Here is a 17,417-nt window from a genome sequence, read left to right on the forward strand (position 1 = left end):
ACGCGGTAGCGGAGCGTTCCGTAAGCGAGTGAAGCCGAAGGGTAACCGAAGGTGGACGTATCGGAAGTGCGAATGCTGACATGAGTAGCGACAAAGAGGGTGAGATGCCCTCTCGCCGAAAGACCAAGGGTTCCTGCTCAACGCTAATCGGAGCAGGGTTAGCCGGCCCCTAAGACGAGCCCGAAGGGGGTAGTCGATGGGAACCACGTAAATATTCGTGGGCCTGAAGATGTGTGACGGATGGCGGACGTTGTGTGTCCTTATTGGATTGGGCACGCAGCCAAGTTGTCCCAGGAAATAGCCTCTTCATATAGACCGTACCCGAAACCGACACAGGTGGTCAGGTAGAGTATACCAAGGCGCTTGAGAGAAGTATCCTGAAGGAACTCGGCAAATTGCCTCCGTACCTTCGGAAGAAGGAGGCCCCATTATTGCGCAAGCAGTAGTGGGGGGCACAGGCCAGGGGGTAGCGACTGTTTAGCAAAAACACAGGACTCTGCTAAGTCGGCTTCAAGACGACGTATAGGGTCTGACGCCTGCCCGGTGCTGGAAGGTTAAGAGGAGGAGTGCAAGCTCCGAATTGAAGCCCCAGTAAACGGCGGCCGTAACTATAACGGTCCTAAGGTAGCGAAATTCCTTGTCGGGTAAGTTCCGACCTGCACGAATGGCGTAACGACTTCCCCACTGTCTCCAGGATATGCTCAGCGAAATTGAATTCTCCGTGAAGATGCGGAGTACCCGCGGTTAGACGGAAAGACCCCGTGCACCTTTACTGCAGTTTCAGAGTGGCATTAGGAAAGAGTTGTGTAGCATAGGTGGGAGGCTTTGAAGCATTGGCGCCAGCCGATGTGGAGCCATAGGTGAAATACCACCCTGCTGTTTTCTGATGTCTAACCTCGCACCGTTAGCCGGTGTAGGGACCCTCTGTGACGGGTAGTTTGACTGGGGCGGTCGCCTCCTAAAGAGTAACGGAGGCGCGCGATGGTAGGCTCAGGACGGTTGGAAACCGTCTGCGAGAGTGCAATGGCATAAGCCTGCCTGACTGCGAGACTGACGAGTCGAGCAGAGACGAAAGTCGGTCATAGTGATCCGGTGGTCCCTCGTGGAAGGGCCATCGCTCAACGGATAAAAGGTACGCCGGGGATAACAGGCTGATGATTCCCAAGAGCTCATATCGACGGAATCGTTTGGCACCTCGATGTCGGCTCATCACATCCTGGGGCTGGAGCAGGTCCCAAGGGTTTGGCTGTTCGCCAATTAAAGTGGTACGTGAGCTGGGTTCAGAACGTCGCGAGACAGTTTGGTCCCTATCTGCCGTGGGCGTCGATACTTGAAAGGAGTTGCCCCTAGTACGAGAGGACCGGGGTGAACGTGCCTCTGGTGTACCTGTCATCCTGCCAAGGGTGCCGCAGGGTAGCTATGCACGGACGGGATAACCGCTGAAAGCATCTAAGCGGGAAGCCTCCCTTGAGATTAGGTATCTTCGAACCGTCGTAGACCACGACGTTGATAGGCCGGGTGTGGAAGCGCAGTAATGTGTGGAGCTAACCGGTCCTAATAGTTCTGATCATGCTTGAGAGTTCGCACCATCAATGACAGTCCTGCCTGCAGGCTTCGTTGACCGGAAAGAATACTCGAAGCCAGATAGACGCCTCGAATACCAACACATCGATTATAAACCGCCGCACGCAAGCTTCATTGCTTCGTGGTCATAGCGCCTGTGACCCACCCGATCCCATCTCGAACTCGGACGTGAAACCAGGCAGCGCCGATGGTACTAGTGCAAAAGCACTGGAAGAGTAGGTCGCCGCGAGGCATTGCAGCTTGCGGGCAGCGGAAATAACCCATTCACTTGTCGAAGGGCTGACCCATCAAGGGCGGCCCTTTTGGCGTCTCTGACGCCTACGCCAAACCCGACCCCCTCGAGGGAAAGGCAAGGCACAGGCTGCCTCAGCAGCCGCCGGCGATCCTCGCCGGCTCATAGGTGACGCGGGATGGAGCAGTCCGGTAGCTCGTCAGGCTCATAACCTGAAGGTCGTTGGTTCAAATCCAACTCCCGCAACCACCAATACCTCAAAGTACAACACACCTCACCCCGCTGCGCACAGCGAGGCTTCTGGCGTTCTGCGATGAACCGCCACCAGACCGAACGCATGTGGGGGGCGAATACGGGGAGGAAGGCGTCAATTCTCCCTTTCGATCCGATCGTTCGCCATCGACTGCGGCAAACGCGGGAGCAGACCCGATCCCTGCTCGATCGGGCAATCGGCTAAACGCCGTCGGTCAGCATGTGCGGCGTCGCCAGTCCGAAGGCAATCCATCCAGCGGAGACCCTGCGATCGATCGCCCGGAACCCCGCGGTCGACCAGACGCCCGAGCAGCAGACCGACGTTGGTATCACAACGCTATTGCGAATTAAACTCATGAGCGTTAGGCGGCTTCGAGCTTTCACGGAGTCACTCATGTACCGCTACCTCGTCGGCGCGCTCGCGCTGGCACCGCTTTCGACCATCGCGTTCGCGCAGGACATCGCGCCCGCGGATGGTGCCTCCTCTGACGCGGACGAGCAGAGCACGATCATCGTGACTGCGGCCCGCACCCAGCTTCCCGCTAGCGCGCTGCCGTTGACCGTCGACATCATCGACAGTGAAGCGCTGGAGCGGCAGGTGCAGATCTCCGGCTCCACCGTCGACGCGGTATCGGCATTGCTGCCGTCCTTTTCGCCCACTCGCGAGAAGCTGACCGGGGCGGGAGAGAGCCTTCGCGGTCGCGCTCCGCTCTACGCGATCAACGGCATTCCCCAGTCGACCCCGGTGCGGGACGGCTCGCGCGACGGCTACACGATCGATCCGTTCTTCATCGACCGGGTCGAGGTGATCTACGGCTCGAACGCGCTGCAAGGGATCGGTGCGACTGGCGGCGTGGTCAATCAGGTGACGGTTGGCGCACCGCGAGAGGACGGGGTTTCGTTCCGCACGCTGTCGCAGGTGGCGCTGCCGACCAGCTTCGAAGGCGAAGGTATCGGTGCGAAGACCGGGGCTCTGGTAGGCTATCGGGCCGGGCCGTTCGATGCCAGTGTCGGGGCCACCTACGAAAAGCGTGGCGCCTTCTTCGACGGGAACGACAACCGGATCGGTGTCGACGGGACGCAGGGCGACATTCAGGATAGCGATAGCTGGTCCGTCTTCGCGCGCTTGGGCTACGAGCTGGCCACCGGCGCAAGGCTGGAAATGGTCGCCAACCGGTTCGAGTTGCAGGGCAACGCGAACTATGTGTCCGTGCCGGGTGACCGCTCTGCCGGGATCCCTGCGAGCAGCATTCGCGGGGTGACGCCCGGCGACCCGCCTTCCAACAAGGCGGAGCTGCTCTCCGCATCGCTGGTCGATCCCGATCTCGGCGGCGGTACTTTCGTGCTGCAGGGCTTCTACAGCCGCACTAACGACGTGTACGGCGGCGGCGTGTTCGGGACTTTTCAGGACCCGGCGATCGATCCCACGGGCAACCTGTTCGACCAGTCGGCCAACCGTTCGCGCAAGCTCGGCGGCAAGGTCAGTTACGAACGTGCGCTCCCCGGCTTTGACGACCTTGTCCTGACGGTCGGCTTCGACGCGCTGTTCGATCGCACCGAACAGGTACTGGTGCAAACCGACCGGGCCTGGGTGCCGCAGACCGATTTCCGCAGCCTCGCCCCGTTCCTTCAGGGCAATCTCGCGCTGGCCGACGGGCTGGTGCGTCTCGCCGGCGGGCTGCGGTTCGAGAATGTCCAGCTCAAGGTCGACGATTTCACGACTCTGGCGAGCTACGGCCCGGTCAGCGTGACCGGCGGCTCACCGTCCTTCGAGGATGTGCTGTGGAACGGCGGCGTCATCGTCAAGCCGATCGACGGCCTTCGCGCATACGGCAGCTATGCCGAGGGTTTCACCATCGCCGATGTCGGGCGGATCCTGCGTGGGATCAGCCAGCCCAATATCGAGGTCGATGACTACCTCTCGCTCGAACCGGTGGTGTCGAACAATCGCGAACTCGGGCTCGAATGGGATCGCGGCGCCCTCAAGGCATCGGCGAGCTATTTCTGGTCGTCGAGCGAGTTCGGATCGATCCTCGTCCTGCGCAACGACGTGTTCGAAGTGGAACGCCAGCCGATCGAGATCGAGGGCTTCGAAGCCAGCCTTTCGTGGCAGACGCCCGTGCCGGGCCTCGCGCTCAGCGGGGGCTACGCCAACCTCACGGGACAGACCGATGGCGACGGAGACGGCCTGATCGATGAGGATCTCGACGGTGCGAACATCTCGCCCGACCGGATCAACCTCTCGGCGGACTACAGCGCGGGCCGTTTCAGCGCGCGCGCTCAGGCCCGCATGTATCTCGAACGCGAGTTCAACGACGCGTCCACCGCGACCGATTTCGATGGTTACACGCTGGTCGACGCGTTCATCTCCTACCGCACCGATTTCGGAGAGATTTCGCTGGCGGCGCAGAACCTCACCAACGAGTTCTTCATCACCTATGACAGCGACACCGTGCGGGTAACCGACAGCAGCCGGTTCTTCTCCGGCCGCGGACGCACCTTCACGCTGAGCCTGCGCAGCGAGTTCTGATGAAGCTGCTCTCGCTCCTGCACCGCTGGACGGGGGGGATCGTCGGCATTTTGCTGGCGGTCATCGGCCTGTCCGGCACGGTGTTGCTGTGGGAGGATAGCTGGATCATGCTCGACGGCGCGCATGATCTGGCTCTCGCCGATCCCGTGGCGATGGGGCGTGCGATCGAGGTTGCGAGAGAGACTGCGCCTGGCCTTTCACGCGTTACCTTTGCCGGGGATGAGATCGGTCTGCACCAGGCGGTCTACTCCGACGGCACCGGGGCCTATATCGCGCAGGACGGGACAGTCGTCGATCGCTGGTCCGGCATGTGGGAGCGGCCCGAGCTCTGGCTGTTCGATCTGCATCACTACCTGCTTCTGGGCGAGACCGGGAAGACGATCACCGGCGTGCTGGGCATCATGTTGCTCGCGTTCACCATCAGCGGAACGATCCTGTGGTGGCGCACACGCAAGACGTTCCGGTTCCGCCTCTGGCCACCCCGCTACACCGCCAGCGCGATCGTGCGGCACCATCGCGATCTGGGCGTGGTTGCCTCACCGCTGCTGATCGTGGCGGCGGCGACGGGTACGCTGATGATCTTCCCGGCGGTGAGCGCTGTTCTGCTGTCCCCCTTCGGCGAGGCACACCAAAAACCCGCGGTTCCGACCGAGCTTGCCCCGGTCGGTCCGGCGACCGACTGGCAAAGCGTGATGCGCAATGCGCAAGCGGTATTCCCGTCGGCAGCGCCGCGGCGCCTGATGTTGCCATCGAAGCCCGGCGAGCCGATCGCCATCCGGTTCCGGCAGGATTTCGAATGGACGCCGAACGGGCGCAGTTACGTCTGGATTGCCTCGGACAGCGCGGCGGTGGTCGGCATGGACGACCCTGCGAAGGCCGGTGCGGTGTCGGCGATCAGCGAGACGTTCTATCCCATTCACGCCGCCAAGGTCGGCGGGATCGTGTGGCGGCTCGCGATGACCTTTGCCGGGCTGGCGCTCGTCGTCCTCGGCCTCCTAGCCAGCTATAGCTTCTGGAGAGGGCAGATCGGCAAGCCAGCCGGTCGCCGGCGGGTGGCACAGCGTCCCAGACGAGCGGTCGGCCAGTCCTGAGGCATCGCCGGCGTCACACGTCGGGCAGGCGCTGGTCGGCGAAGCCCCATCCGGCGAGGGTCTTTGACTGCGCGCGATCGTGCAGCCGCTTGGCATCGCCGATGGTAAAGCCGCGGGCGTTGTCCAGCTTCTTCAGCTCGTTCCACGCGACGGGTGCTGCGACCGGTGCGCCTTCTCGCGCGCGGGCGGAGTAGGGCATCACCGCCGTGCTGCCGCGCTGGTTGCGCAGCCAGTCGATGAAGATGCGGCCCTTGCGTTTGGCCTTGCTCATGGTCGCGGTGAACCGGTCGGGCTCCGCCTGCGCCAGCGCCTTGGCAAAGCGTTCGGAAAAGCTCTTGTGCGCATCCCATGAATGGCCGGGCGTCAGTGGCACGACGACATGCACACCCTTGCCGCCGGTGACCATCGCAAAGCTGCTGAGGCCGATGTCGGCGAGGTGCTTGCGCAGGTCCATTGCCGCTTCGCGCACGTCGGCAAAGTCCAGCCCTTCATCTGGATCGAGATCGAAGACCATCCGGTCCGGCTTCTCGACCGCGCCGGTGCGCGCGCCCCACCCGTGAAACTCGATGGTGCCCATCTGCACGCACTGAAGCAGGCCGCGTGCGTCCGAGACGAAGAGGTAATCTTCGGTGCCGCCGTCCTTCTCCTTGATCGGAACTGCCTTCACGCCATCGCCGAAGCCGCCATTGTCGTGCTTCTGGAAAAAGCACTTCTTCGCGCGCCCTTGCGGGCAGCGCACAAGGCTCAGCGGGCGCTCGGCCGCGAAAGGGAGCATCAGCGGAGCGATGGCCTCGTAGTAATCCGCCAGATCACCCTTGGTCTCTCCACTGTCGGGGAAGATCACCCGGTCGCGGCTCGATATCTCCACGCTGGCGGTAGGGGAGGGCGCGGTACTCTTGCGTTCGTCGCCGACATCCTCCGCCTCCTTGTCCTGCCGCAACCCGAGGAAGCTGGCATGACGCACGCGGCCCTCAGCCGTGAGTTCCGCATAGGCGATTTCGGCGACCAGATTGGGGGTGACCCAATGCGCCTTGCGTGCCTCGGCCTTGGGCACGTCGAGCGGCGGGGTCTTCCGCTCGATCCGGTCGAGCTTGCTGCCGAGGCGGTCGAGATCTTCACTGTCGAACCCGGTGCCGACCTTCCCGCGATAGATCAGGTCTTCACCATCTTTCGTGGCGAGCAGGAGGGAGGCGAAGGGCCGCGCCTTGGCCGAGCTCTCGGACCACCCGACGACGATGAACTCCTGCCGCTGGACGCACTTCACCTTGACCCAGCTTTTGGTTCGGCTGTGGCGGTAGGGCGCGTCGATCCGCTTGGCGATGATCCCTTCCTGCCCGGCATCGCACATTTGGGCATAGAGCTTCTCGCCTGCGCCGATGATGTGCTCCGCGACATGGATCGGCGGCTCGGTATCGCGCAGCAGGGCTTCGAGGCGTTCTTTGCGCTCGATATTGGAATGGCCGGTCAGATCTTCGCCATCCATTTGGAGCAGGTCGAAGGCGAAGAAGGCGAGTTTGTCTTTCGGCCCCTGCGAGCCGTGCCCGCGCTTGAGCACCGATTGCAGGGTCGAGAAATCGGGATTTCCGTCCTTGTCCAGCGCGACGATCTCTCCGTCGATCAGCGCAGGGGGCAGGTCGAGAGCGGCGATCGCTTCCACCAGCGGGCCGAACTTCTCGGTCCAGTCCTTCTGGTTGCGGGTCCACACGGTGACCTTGTCGCCTGCGACCGCGATCAGCGCGCGATAGCCGTCGAACTTGATCTCGTGCATCCAGCCATTGCCCGTGGGCACTTCGTCGACCAGCGTGGCGAGCTGCGGCTTGGCGAATTTGGGCGGCTTGCCTGCCTTCTTGCCGCGACGTGCGTGCTTCATCTCGGCGAGAGGCTCGACTGCCTCGTCTTCGCCGGTTGCTTTGTCAGGCTCGCGCCCTGCGGCGATTTCCGCCATCGAGCGTCCGGTATCGACGCTGGTCAGCGCCTTTTCGACCAGCGCATCCCCTTCCTGCGCGTACTCGTCGTCCAGCTTGCGCAGCAGCCAGTTCTCGCGCTTTTCGCCCTTTCTGGGCTTCATCCGGATCAGCAGCCATTCGCCCTTCATCCGCTCGCCGTCGAGCACGAAGTGAAGGTGGCCTTCCTCGATGTCGTCGGCGCTCTTGCCCTCGATCGGATGCCAGGTGCCGCGGTCCCAGAGCATCACCGTGCCGCCACCATATTCGTTCGCCGGGATGGTGCCCTCGAAGGTCGCGTAATCCATCGGATGATCTTCGGTCCGCACCGCGAGCCGTTTAATGTCCGGGTCGGGGGAGGGGCCCTTGGTCACCGCCCAGCTTTTCAGGACGCCGTCCGCCTCCAGCCGCAAGTCCCAGTGCAGCCGCGTCGCGTCGTGCTTCTGGACCATGAAGATGCGGTCCTTGCCGCTCTTCCCCGCCTTGCCCGCAGGCTCCTTCGTGCGCGTGAAATCGCGCTTGGCGTTGTATTCGGCGAGGGGATCGTCCTTCTTCGCCATCGCCTAGGCGCTCTTCTTCTTGCCCGAGGATTTCTTGGGCTTCTCCCCATCGACCGATTTCTTGAGCGCGGCCATCAGGTCGATCACATTGCCCGAGCCGCTGCCCGAGGGTTCGTCGTCCTCCTCGATGATCGTCTTGTTGCCCTTGGCCTTCGCCTTCTTCTCGATCAGCTCGTGCAGCGCCTCGGCATAGCGATCCTCGAACTCGCTCGCGTCGAAGGGCGCGGTCTTCTTCTCGATCAGCGTTTCGGCCAGGTCGAGCAGTTCCTCTTCGGGCTTGTCGTCGCCAATCCCGCCGAAGAACTTCTGCCCCTCGCGCACCTCGTCGGCATAGCGCAGCGTTTCAAGCAGCATGCCCTTGCCGCACGGCTTGATCGCGACGAGCTTTTCCTGCCCGCGCACCGATAGCTGGCCGAGCGCGGTCTTCTTCGCCTTGCGCAGCGCCTCGCGCAGGACGATGAAGGCTTCCTCCGCCAGGTCGTCCTTGGGGACGACGTAATAGGGCTTCTCGAAATAGAGCGGGTCGATCTCCGACTGGTCGACGAACTGGACCAGTTCCAGCGTCTTCTTGCTCTCGACCTTGACCGCCTCGATCTCCTCATCCTCCAGCAGAACGTAATTGTTCTTGGACAGCTCGTAGCCACGGATGATGTCGTCGCGGTCGACCGGGCCAACACCCTCGACCACCTTTTCGTAAGAGATGCGCTTGCCCGACGGCTCGTGGATCTGGCGGAAGCTGATCTTTGCGCCGCTTTGCGAGGCGGAATAGATTTCGACCGGGATCGACACCAGCGCCAGCCTGATCTGTCCCTGCCAGTATGCACGTGCGGCCATGAGCCCTCCTTGTTCTGCCGATGAACGAGCGAGGGGGGCGATTGGTTGCGAGCGCGCCATCCGAGTGCCGAGGCTATCCTAGGTTGATATCGGAACGGCTGGTTCTCCCACCCGTAGGACCACCGGGTGTCAGCCAGCAGGGAGTGCGTCCATGAGTTCCGAAAATACGGTAAGCATCAATGGACAATCCCACGCGCTGCCGGACGACCCGCGGGTCAGCCTGCTCGATATGCTGCGCCATCATTTGGGCCTGACCGGCACCAAGAAAGGTTGCGACCATGGACAGTGCGGGGCCTGCACGGTGCTGGTCAACGGGGTGCGCATCAATTCCTGCCTGACCCTGGCGGTGATGCATGATGGCGACGAGGTGACCACGATCGAAGGGCTGGGCACTGCCGAGAACCCCTCGCCATTGCAGCGCGCCTTCGTGGAGCGCGATGCCTATCAGTGCGGTTATTGCACCCCGGGCCAGATCTGCTCCGCGACCGCGATGCTGGACGAGATCGCCGCCGGCTGGCCGAGCGATGCGAGCGACACTCTCGACGGGCCGATGGAGGTCTCCGCTGACGAAATTCGTGAAAGGATGAGCGGCAATATCTGTCGCTGCGGGGCCTATGCTAACATCGTCGATGCCATCCGCGATGTCGCAGCCGGAGAGGTCGCATGAGGCCGTTCGATTATCAGCGCGCCGAGGGCATGGACCATGCGGGCCAACTGGTCGCCGCAGAGAACGCGCAGCCGATCGCCGGCGGCACCAACCTGCTCGACCTGATGAAGCTGCAAGTCGAAACCCCGCAGGCGCTGGTCGATATCAACCGCGTCGGCCATGCGGAGATCGAGGATACCGACGACGGCGGGCTGTGGATCGGCACTTTGGCGACCAACACCGCCACCGCTGCGCATCCGCGCGTGCGAGCTGACTATCCGGTGCTGGCGCGCGCGATCCTGGCCGGGGCGACGCAGCAACTGCGCAACCGCGCGACCACCGGCGGCAACCTGTGCCAGCGTACCCGCTGTTATTACTTCACTAATATCGATCAGCCCTGCAACAAGCGCGAGCCGGGATCGGGCTGCGGCGCGATTGAGGGGATTTCCAGGCTGCACGCGGTGCTCGGCACCAGCGACCAGTGCATTGCGACCTATCCGGGTGATATGGCAGTGGCGCTGAGTGCGCTCGCCGCGACAGTCCATATTGCCACCGCCGAGGGCGGCACGCGAACGGTGCCGGTCCGCGAATTTCATCGTCTGCCGGGTGATACGCCGTGGAAAGACAATGTGCTGGAACCGGGCGAGCTGATCATGGGTGTCACCGTGCCGCCGCCGGGCGAGGGCAAGCAGATCTACCGCAAGGTTCGCGAGCGTTCGTCCTACGCCTTCGCGCTGTGCTCCATCGCCGCGATCGTCGAGATGGATGGCGACATGATCACCCGCGCTGACCTCGCCTTCGGCGGGCTCGCCCACAAGCCGTGGCACAACCCGGAAGTGGGCGAGGTGCTGGTGGGCCAGAAGCCTGGTGCCGCGCTGTTCGACAAGGCGGCCGATGTGCTGCTGCGCGATGCGCGCGGCTATGGCGAAAACGATTTCAAGATACCGCTTGCCCGGCGCACCCTCGCCGCCGTGCTCGCCGAAGCAACGGGAGCAGAGCTGTGAGCGCCTATCTCAAGCAGGACGAACCGGACACCGCCAATCGCCTCGACAACATGCGACAGGGCGTGCTTGGCACCGATGCCTCGCGGATCGAGGGTTTGCTCAAGGTCACCGGCACCGCGCCCTACGCTGCGGAATACCAGCTGGACGATTGCCTCGAAGGAGTGATCGTTACCGCGACGATTCCCAGGGGAGAAGTCACGGGAATCGACGCGGATTCCGTGCTTTCGATGCCTGGCGTTGTGACGGTGATCGACGATCCCGCCCTGATCGCACGACCTGCGCAGGGAACTGCCGGAGAGGCGCCGGAACAGCCCGCGCGCAAGATCGGCTATTTCGGCCAGCCAATCGCACTGGTGGTCGCCGAAACCTTCGAGCAGGCGCGCGATGCGGCCAAGCACCTTTCCGTAAGCTACCGCGAGGACGACGACGCTGCGTTCGATCCCGAAGCGGTCGAGGCGGAGACCAAAGATGGCGCAACCTCGCAGGGCGACCTTTCTCATGCAATGAAGGTAGCGGCAGCCTCGGTCGACCAGACTTACCGGACGGAGGGCCATTCCTCCGCCGCGATGGAACCGCATGCGGCGATCGCGCAGTGGGATGGCGACACGCTGACGGTCTATGCATCGCTGCAGATGCTCAACTACAACATCTCCGAACTGGCGGATTCGCTGGGACTGGACGAGGACAAGGTACGGCTGGTTTCGCGCTATGTCGGCGGGGGCTTCGGATCCAAGCTGGGCATCAGCGAGGAAACCGTAGCCGCGAGCGTCGCGGCGATGAAGCTGGAACGCCCGGTCCGCGTGGCGATGCTGCGCCAGCAGGTGCTCCAGTGCATCATGCGCCGGTCGGAAACCCGCCAGCGGTTCCGGCTGGCGGCGGGCGAAGACGGGAAGCTGACCGGCTTCGGCCATGAGGCGCGCGTCTCCAATCTGCCGGGCGAGAGCTTTGCCGAGCCGGTGCTGCAATCGAGCCACTTCCTCTACGCGGGCGAAAACCGCGAACTGAGCATGGAGGTTGCGCGCATCCACCGGATGACCGCAGGCTCCGTCCGCGCGCCGGGCGAAGCAGTGGGAATGCCTGCGCTCGAATGCGCGATGGATGTGCTGGCGGAGAAGTGCGGGGTCGATCCGGTAGAACTGCGCCTGCGCAATATTCCGGACAGGCACCCGGCCAATGGCACTCCGTTCTCCTCGCACAAGCTCGCCGAATGCCTCAAGCAAGGGGCCGAGGCGTTCGGCTGGGACAGCGGTCCGCGAAGCCCGCGTCACACGCGCGAAGGCGAGTGGTGGATCGGCACGGGCATGGCGAGTGCGGCGCGCGTTCACAATGTCGGCGAGGCCAAGGCACGCGTCACGCTGAAAGCCGATGGTACCGCTTTGGTGGAAACGGACATGACCGATATCGGCACCGGCACCTACACGATCCTGGCGCAGACCGTGGGGGAGATGCTGGGCCTGCCGGTCGAGAAGGTGCTGGTTGAGCTGGGCGACACACGCCATCCACGCGGACCTGGCTCGGGCGGAAGCTGGGGCGCGGCCTCGATCTGCTCTGCGGCCTACCTTGCCTGCCTCGCGCTGCGCGAGACGCTCGCGGAGCGGGCGGATGTTTCCGAGGAAAACTTGCAACTGAAGGACGGCGCCGTGGTCGGCGGCGCTTCGCTGGTTAACCTGCTCGACGGTAAGGATCTGGCCGAGGAAGGCCATTACGAGCCGGGCGATATCGCGGACGACTTCACCGCCGCCGGGTTCGGCGCGTTCTTCGCCAAGGTGCGGGTCAACCGCTTCACCGGAGAGACGCGCTTGCAGCACATGACCGGCGCGTTCGGCTTCGGCCGGGTGCTCAACGCCAAGACCGCGCGGTCGCAGTGCCTCGGCGGGATGACCTGGAGCATCGGCGCGGCGCTGACCGAGGCGATGCTGTTCGATCCCGTGGACGGTCACCTCGCGAACTGCGACCTCGCTGAGTACCACGTGCCGGTGAACCGCGATGTGCCCGATCTCGACGTAGTGTTTGTGGAGGAACGCGATGGCGCGGCGAGCCCGATCCAGGCGAAGGGTATCGGCGAACTCGGCATGTGCGGAGGCGCGGGCGCGATCGCGAACGCGATCTACAACGCATGCGGTGCGCGCGTTTTCGAGTTTCCGATGACCCCGGACAAAGTGCTTCCCGCGATGCCGGACTGATCGGGCCGGACTGATTGGACGTCAGAGCCCGCCGAATTTGCCCGCCTGATAGTCGCGGATCGCCTGCGCGATCTCTGCCTCGCTATTCATCACGAAGGGGCCGTGCGCCACCACCGGTTCGCCGATCGGGTCGGCGTGGCCGAACAGGATACGGCACCCGTTCTCGCTGGCGACCGCGAGGCCATCGCCATCGCCGACCTGGGCCAGCGTATGTTCTGGCACGGTCTCTTCGCCGATCTTCGCTTCTCCTTCTACGGTGTAGAAGAAGACGTTGCGACCTGCCGGTGCGGGGAGGGTGGCGCTTCCACCGGGCGCGACCTCCACGATAGCCAGCATCACATCGGTCAGCGAATGGATCGGCGCTCCTTGGGTGCCGGAGACCGCGCGCATGGAGACGCCTTCGCCCAGCTCGATCGCGGCGATATCCGCCGCAGGCACCGGAATATAGGCGGGGTCGGTCATCTTCAGCCGCGCGGGCAGGTTGACCCATAGCTGCAGGAGTTCCAGCGGCCCCCCGGTGCGCTTGAAGGCTTCCGGCGAAAGCTCGGCATGGACCAGCCCGCTGCCTGCAGTCATCCACTGCACACCGCCCGCCTCGACCACGCTCGCGCCGGAACCGCTGTCGTGATGGGCGAGGCTGCCTTCGAGAATGAAGGTCACCGTCTCGAACCCGCGATGCGGGTGCGGACCGAAGGGCAGCCCGCGATTGCCGGGCGGGTAAGTCTGCGGGCCGTGATGGTTGAGAAACAGGAACGGGTCGACCTGCGGAAGACCCGGGCCCGGCACGGGGCGGCGCGTGGTCAGGTCCTGAATGTCATCGCGCATCGCGCGGTGGAGAGAGAGAAGCTGGCGGCTGCTCATGCGTTGTTCTCCGGAATCAGCGGGTCAGGTCCGGCTGGGACGATGCCGTTCGGATTGATCCGCTCGTGACTCTCGTAATAGTGATGCCTGATATGGCGGAAATTGACCGTCTGGGCGATCCCGTCCAGCTCGTAGAGCCGCCGGGTCAGCGCGGAAAGGTTGGGGTAGTCCGCAATCCGGCGGATATTGCACTTGAAATGCGTGTGATAGACCGGATCGAACCGGATCAGAGTGGTCCACAGCCGAATATCGGCTTCGGTGAGCCGGTCCCCGACCAGCCATTCGCGCCCCTCCAGCCGCTCCTCCAGCTCGTCCAGCACCGCAAACAGCGGCTTGACCGCTCTGTGGTACGCATCCTGCGTGGTCGCAAAGCCGGCCTTGTAGACGCCGTTGTTGACTGCGTCGTACACCCGGTCGTTCAGTGTATCGATCTCATCGCGCAGGTCGGCGGGGTAGAGGTCTAGGTCGTTGGCGCCACACCCATCGAAGGCGGTGCCGAGCATGCGCAGGATGTCCGCACTCTCGTTGTTGACGATCGTCTCGGTCTTCGTGTCCCACAGCACCGGCACGGTCACGTGGCCCGAATAGTCGGGCTTTGCGTGGGTGTAGAGCTGGTGGAGGTGGTCCGCGCCGATCGCGGGATCGCCGGTCACGCATTCGCCCTCGCGGAAGGACCAGCCGCCTTCCTTCATCAGCCAGTGCACGACGTTCAGCTCGATCGCGTCGGTCAAACCTTTCAGATGCCGCGCCGCATTGGCCCTGTGCGCCCACGGGCACGCGAGGCTGATATAGAGGCGGTAGCGGCCCGGTTCGGCGACGAAACCGCCTTCCCCGGTGGGACCGGGCGATCCATCGGGCGTGACCCAGTTGCGAAACGCGCTCTCGTCGCGCTCGAACTCCCCACTGTCCTCGTCGTTATGCGCCCACTCGTCGTGCCAGGTGCCGTTCTTCAGGAAGCCCATCGTTCTAGAGATCCTCTGCCGAGAAGGGGAACTGGCGCTTGCCGTGCTGGACCGAGATCCAGTGCGTCTTGGTGAAGGCCTCGATCGCCCAGCGCCCATTGAACCGGCCGACGCCCGAATTCTTCATCGCCCCGAAAGGTGCGAAGGGGCTGTCGTTGACCGGCTGGTCGTTGATGTGCGTCATGCCCGCTTCGATCTTTTTGGCGAAGGACAGTGCGCGGCCCTCGTCACGGCTGAAGACCGAACTCGACAGGCCCATTTCGGTCGCGTTCGCCAGTTCGAGCGCGTGCTCTTCGTCCCGCGCGCGCTGGATCGGGGCGACGGGGCCGAAGATCTCGTTCGCGATCAGGCAATTGTCCTCGCCTACATCGGTAAAGACGTGGGGCGGGATGACGAGCCCGTCGGGCTCTCCGCCGAGCGCGCAGGTCGCACCCTGGTCCTTGGCCTTGCCGATCATCTCCATGATGCCGTCGAACTGGTCGCGGTTGACGACGGGGCCGATGAAGCAGTCCGCCGCATCACGCTTGCCGACCGGTAGCTCCTTCACTCGGGCGACGAACTTTTCGACGAATTCGTCATGCACCGCGTCTTCCACCACGATGCGGTTGGCGATCATGCAGATCTGGCCCTGGTGCATGAACTTGCCCCAGACGCTCGCCTCCACGGCATAGTCGATATCCGCATCATCGAGCACGACGATTGGCGAATTGCCGCCGAGTTCGAGTTCGAGCGACTTGATCCGGTCGCCATCGAGCGCCGCCTTGCCGACGCCGCGCCCCACGGGGGTGGAGCCGGTGAAGCTGACCACCGACGGAATCGGATGGCGCACCAGCGCATCGCCGACCTCGGAACCGCTGCCGGGAAGGACCGAGACGAGCCCCTTGGGCAGGCCCGCTTCCTCGCAGATCGCAGCGAAGATGGTCCCACCGGTGACCGGTGAATCGCTGGCGGGTTTGAGCACCACGCCGTTGCCCAGCGCCAGCGCGGGGAAGAGCGTGCGCGCGGTCAGCTGGAGTGGGAAGTTCCACGGGCTGATCAGCGCGACGACCCCTGCGGGCTGGCGATAGGCGCGGCTTTCCTTGCCCGGGATATCCTCGGGCAGGATCGCGCCTTCGACCATGTACGGGAGCGCCGCCGCTTCCTGCCGCGCGACCTGCGTCACCAGCATCAGCTCGAGTGCGGCCTTGACCTGCGTCCCGCCGACCTCGCGCACGATCGACGCCGCGATCTCGTCCTTGCGCGCCTCCAGGATGTCGCCGATCGCGAGCATCTTCGCCGCGCGCGCCGAGGGCGGGAGCGCGGCCCATTCGCCTTGTGCTTGCCTGGCGGCCTTGCACGCCTCGTCGACGTCGCTGGCCTGCGCGGTCTTCATCGAGAAGATCTCGCTTTCGTCCCACGGGCAGATGTTTTTCAGGGTGTCGCCTGTGCCTTCGCGCCATTCACCGGCGACGAAGAGGCGGTCGAGTGTGCTGTATTTTTCGGACATATCTGGCGAACGGGCAGCCGCCGGTATCGTTTCAGCATGTCACGCGGCAAATGCGCGATCTCTGTTATCGGAGCGAGTGGAGGGAGGCGGCTCAGGCCAATTGCTTGGCCAGCTCGCGCCATTGCCCTGCAGAAGGCTCGCGCCGCTCGTCTGCAATGTAGAACAGCGTGTCGCCACCCCTGATCTCCCGCTCGCCCACGCAGTTGAGGTCGAGATGTTTGCCGCCAGCCTCGCTCACGCCGATAAGCGTGATCCGGTGCGACCGCTTCAGCGCGACCAGCGCCTCCAGATAGGAGAGCGGCGGAGTTTCCTCGGGCACGCGCAGCGAGAAGGCGGTGCTTTCCGTGCGCGAGGAGAACAGCAGGTTTGCAAGGCGCGAGGCCCCCGGATCGTGCGCCGCGCGCACCATCATGTCGATCGAGATCGAGGAGAAGACCTCTATATTGTCGATCTGGTGTTCGATCAGCCGCGCGGCATCCTCGTTCTCCATATGCGCGACGATATGCACATCGGGTGCCGCCGCACGCGCTGCCAGCGTCGCTGCCAGCGTGTCGTCGTCGGTTGCGCCGCGGATCAGGATCGTACTCGCGCGGCTCGCGCCCGCGCGCTTGTAGCTGTCGAAGTCGGACAGGGTCTCGGCGAACACGAAGTCGATCGCATCGGGCATTGGGTTCGCGTCGACCGCTGCGGCCAGCAGCACCGGCCGAGCGTGATAGGACCGGTCCGCCAGCAGGGTTTCGATCAGGCGCTTCGTCGCGCGTTCCTGCCAGCCGACGATCACGACATGATCGTGGCGGCTGGCATAGCTTGCTTTGCCGTCCAAACCTCGCCTCCAGTGGTTGCCGATATCGCTCACCGCCTTGCCCAGCACCGCGGTGAACAGCGCGATCGCGCCGGGCAGGATAATGATTGCCGCCGCCGTTCGCCCCGCTGCGGTCTGCGGGCTCAGGTCGCCATAGCCGACGGTGGTGGCGGTGGTGGTGTAGTAGTAGAAATAGACCAGGAAGTCGCTGATCAGCGCGGTCTCGCCCGTCACGACGAGCACGAAATAGCTGAGCAGCGCGTGCAGCACGATCACCGCGATCAGCACGCTCCAGCGCAATGTCGCGATCGCGTAGTAGATCCGCTGCCATGTGCGCCGCATTGCCCCCATAGGTCCACTGCATACCGGATGCGCGCGCGATACCTCAAGGGGCCACGCCGATTGCGGGAACGAGCAGTGGAGGGCACGGTTCTCGAAAGAGGAAGG

Annotated in this window: 11 protein-coding genes, 1 tRNA gene and 2 rRNA genes; 8 read left to right on the forward strand and 6 right to left on the reverse strand. The window is 63.9% G+C overall.

Going from position 1 to position 17,417, the window contains the following annotated elements; translation table 11 throughout:
* The 5 genes from K7H93_RS11645 to K7H93_RS11665 all read left to right on the forward strand — a co-directional run.
* Positions 1 to 1,577: ribosomal RNA gene (locus tag K7H93_RS11645) — 23S ribosomal RNA — on the forward strand; the annotation flags it as partial.
* A gap of 124 nt (positions 1,578 to 1,701) precedes the next feature.
* Positions 1,702 to 1,816 (forward strand): 5S ribosomal RNA (rrf, locus tag K7H93_RS11650).
* A 172-nt stretch (positions 1,817 to 1,988) separates the two neighbouring features.
* Positions 1,989 to 2,065, forward strand: a tRNA-Met gene (locus K7H93_RS11655).
* 397 nt (positions 2,066 to 2,462) lie between these two features.
* Entirely contained in the window at positions 2,463 to 4,598 is a 2,136-nt protein-coding gene (locus tag K7H93_RS11660; protein WP_230783774.1) for a TonB-dependent receptor, read from the forward strand.
* Complete coding sequence (locus tag K7H93_RS11665; RefSeq protein WP_230783775.1) at positions 4,598 to 5,689, forward strand: PepSY-associated TM helix domain-containing protein; 1,092 nt, start codon at positions 4,598 to 4,600, stop codon at positions 5,687 to 5,689. Before K7H93_RS11660 ends, K7H93_RS11665 begins: the two co-directional genes overlap by 1 nt.
* Before the next feature lie 13 nt (positions 5,690 to 5,702).
* Here the strand turns inward: K7H93_RS11665 and ligD are convergent, their stop codons facing one another.
* Both ligD and ku read right to left on the reverse strand, forming a co-directional pair.
* Entirely contained in the window at positions 5,703 to 8,192 is a 2,490-nt protein-coding gene (ligD, locus tag K7H93_RS11670) for a DNA ligase D (RefSeq protein WP_230783776.1), read from the reverse strand.
* A gap of 3 nt (positions 8,193 to 8,195) precedes the next feature.
* Positions 8,196 to 9,026 (reverse strand): non-homologous end joining protein Ku, encoded by an 831-nt coding sequence (ku, locus tag K7H93_RS11675; RefSeq protein ID WP_230783777.1) that lies wholly within the window; start codon positions 9,024 to 9,026, stop codon positions 8,196 to 8,198.
* Between the two features lie 151 nt (positions 9,027 to 9,177).
* Here ku and K7H93_RS11680 point away from each other — a divergent pair, with 151 nt between their 5' ends.
* Genes K7H93_RS11680 through K7H93_RS11690 form a run of 3 tightly spaced genes read left to right on the forward strand, consistent with a single transcriptional unit; the run spans position 9,178 to position 12,859 of the window.
* A complete protein-coding gene (locus K7H93_RS11680; RefSeq protein WP_230783778.1) occupies positions 9,178 to 9,693 on the forward strand; it encodes a 2Fe-2S iron-sulfur cluster-binding protein in 516 nt (171 codons plus the stop codon).
* Entirely contained in the window at positions 9,690 to 10,676 is a 987-nt protein-coding gene (locus K7H93_RS11685; protein WP_230783779.1) for an FAD binding domain-containing protein, read from the forward strand. The genes K7H93_RS11680 and K7H93_RS11685 overlap by 4 nt, the downstream gene beginning before the upstream one ends.
* Positions 10,673 to 12,859: a xanthine dehydrogenase family protein molybdopterin-binding subunit gene (locus K7H93_RS11690; protein ID WP_230783780.1), complete on the forward strand. Its 2,187-nt coding sequence runs from the start codon at positions 10,673 to 10,675 to the stop codon at positions 12,857 to 12,859. Before K7H93_RS11685 ends, K7H93_RS11690 begins: the two co-directional genes overlap by 4 nt.
* A 21-nt stretch (positions 12,860 to 12,880) precedes the next feature.
* Here K7H93_RS11690 and K7H93_RS11695 read toward each other — a convergent pair whose 3' ends face one another.
* The 4 genes from K7H93_RS11695 to K7H93_RS11710 form a co-directional block, all read right to left on the reverse strand.
* Complete coding sequence (locus tag K7H93_RS11695; RefSeq protein ID WP_230783781.1) at positions 12,881 to 13,720, reverse strand: pirin family protein; 840 nt, start codon at positions 13,718 to 13,720, stop codon at positions 12,881 to 12,883.
* Complete coding sequence (locus K7H93_RS11700; RefSeq protein WP_230783782.1) at positions 13,717 to 14,682, reverse strand: glutathione S-transferase family protein; 966 nt, start codon at positions 14,680 to 14,682, stop codon at positions 13,717 to 13,719. The genes K7H93_RS11695 and K7H93_RS11700 overlap by 4 nt, the downstream gene beginning before the upstream one ends.
* Positions 14,683 to 14,686: 4 nt before the next feature.
* A complete protein-coding gene (locus tag K7H93_RS11705) occupies positions 14,687 to 16,168 on the reverse strand; it encodes an aldehyde dehydrogenase family protein (protein WP_230783783.1) in 1,482 nt (493 codons plus the stop codon).
* Between the two features lie 91 nt (positions 16,169 to 16,259).
* Positions 16,260 to 17,312: an ion channel gene (locus tag K7H93_RS11710; protein WP_230783784.1), complete on the reverse strand. Its 1,053-nt coding sequence runs from the start codon at positions 17,310 to 17,312 to the stop codon at positions 16,260 to 16,262.
* Between the last annotated feature and the right edge of the window lie 105 nt (positions 17,313 to 17,417).

It is taken from the genome of Citromicrobium bathyomarinum (assembly GCF_021021475.1).
Taxonomy (GTDB): Bacteria; Pseudomonadota; Alphaproteobacteria; order Sphingomonadales; family Sphingomonadaceae; genus Alteriqipengyuania; species Alteriqipengyuania bathyomarina.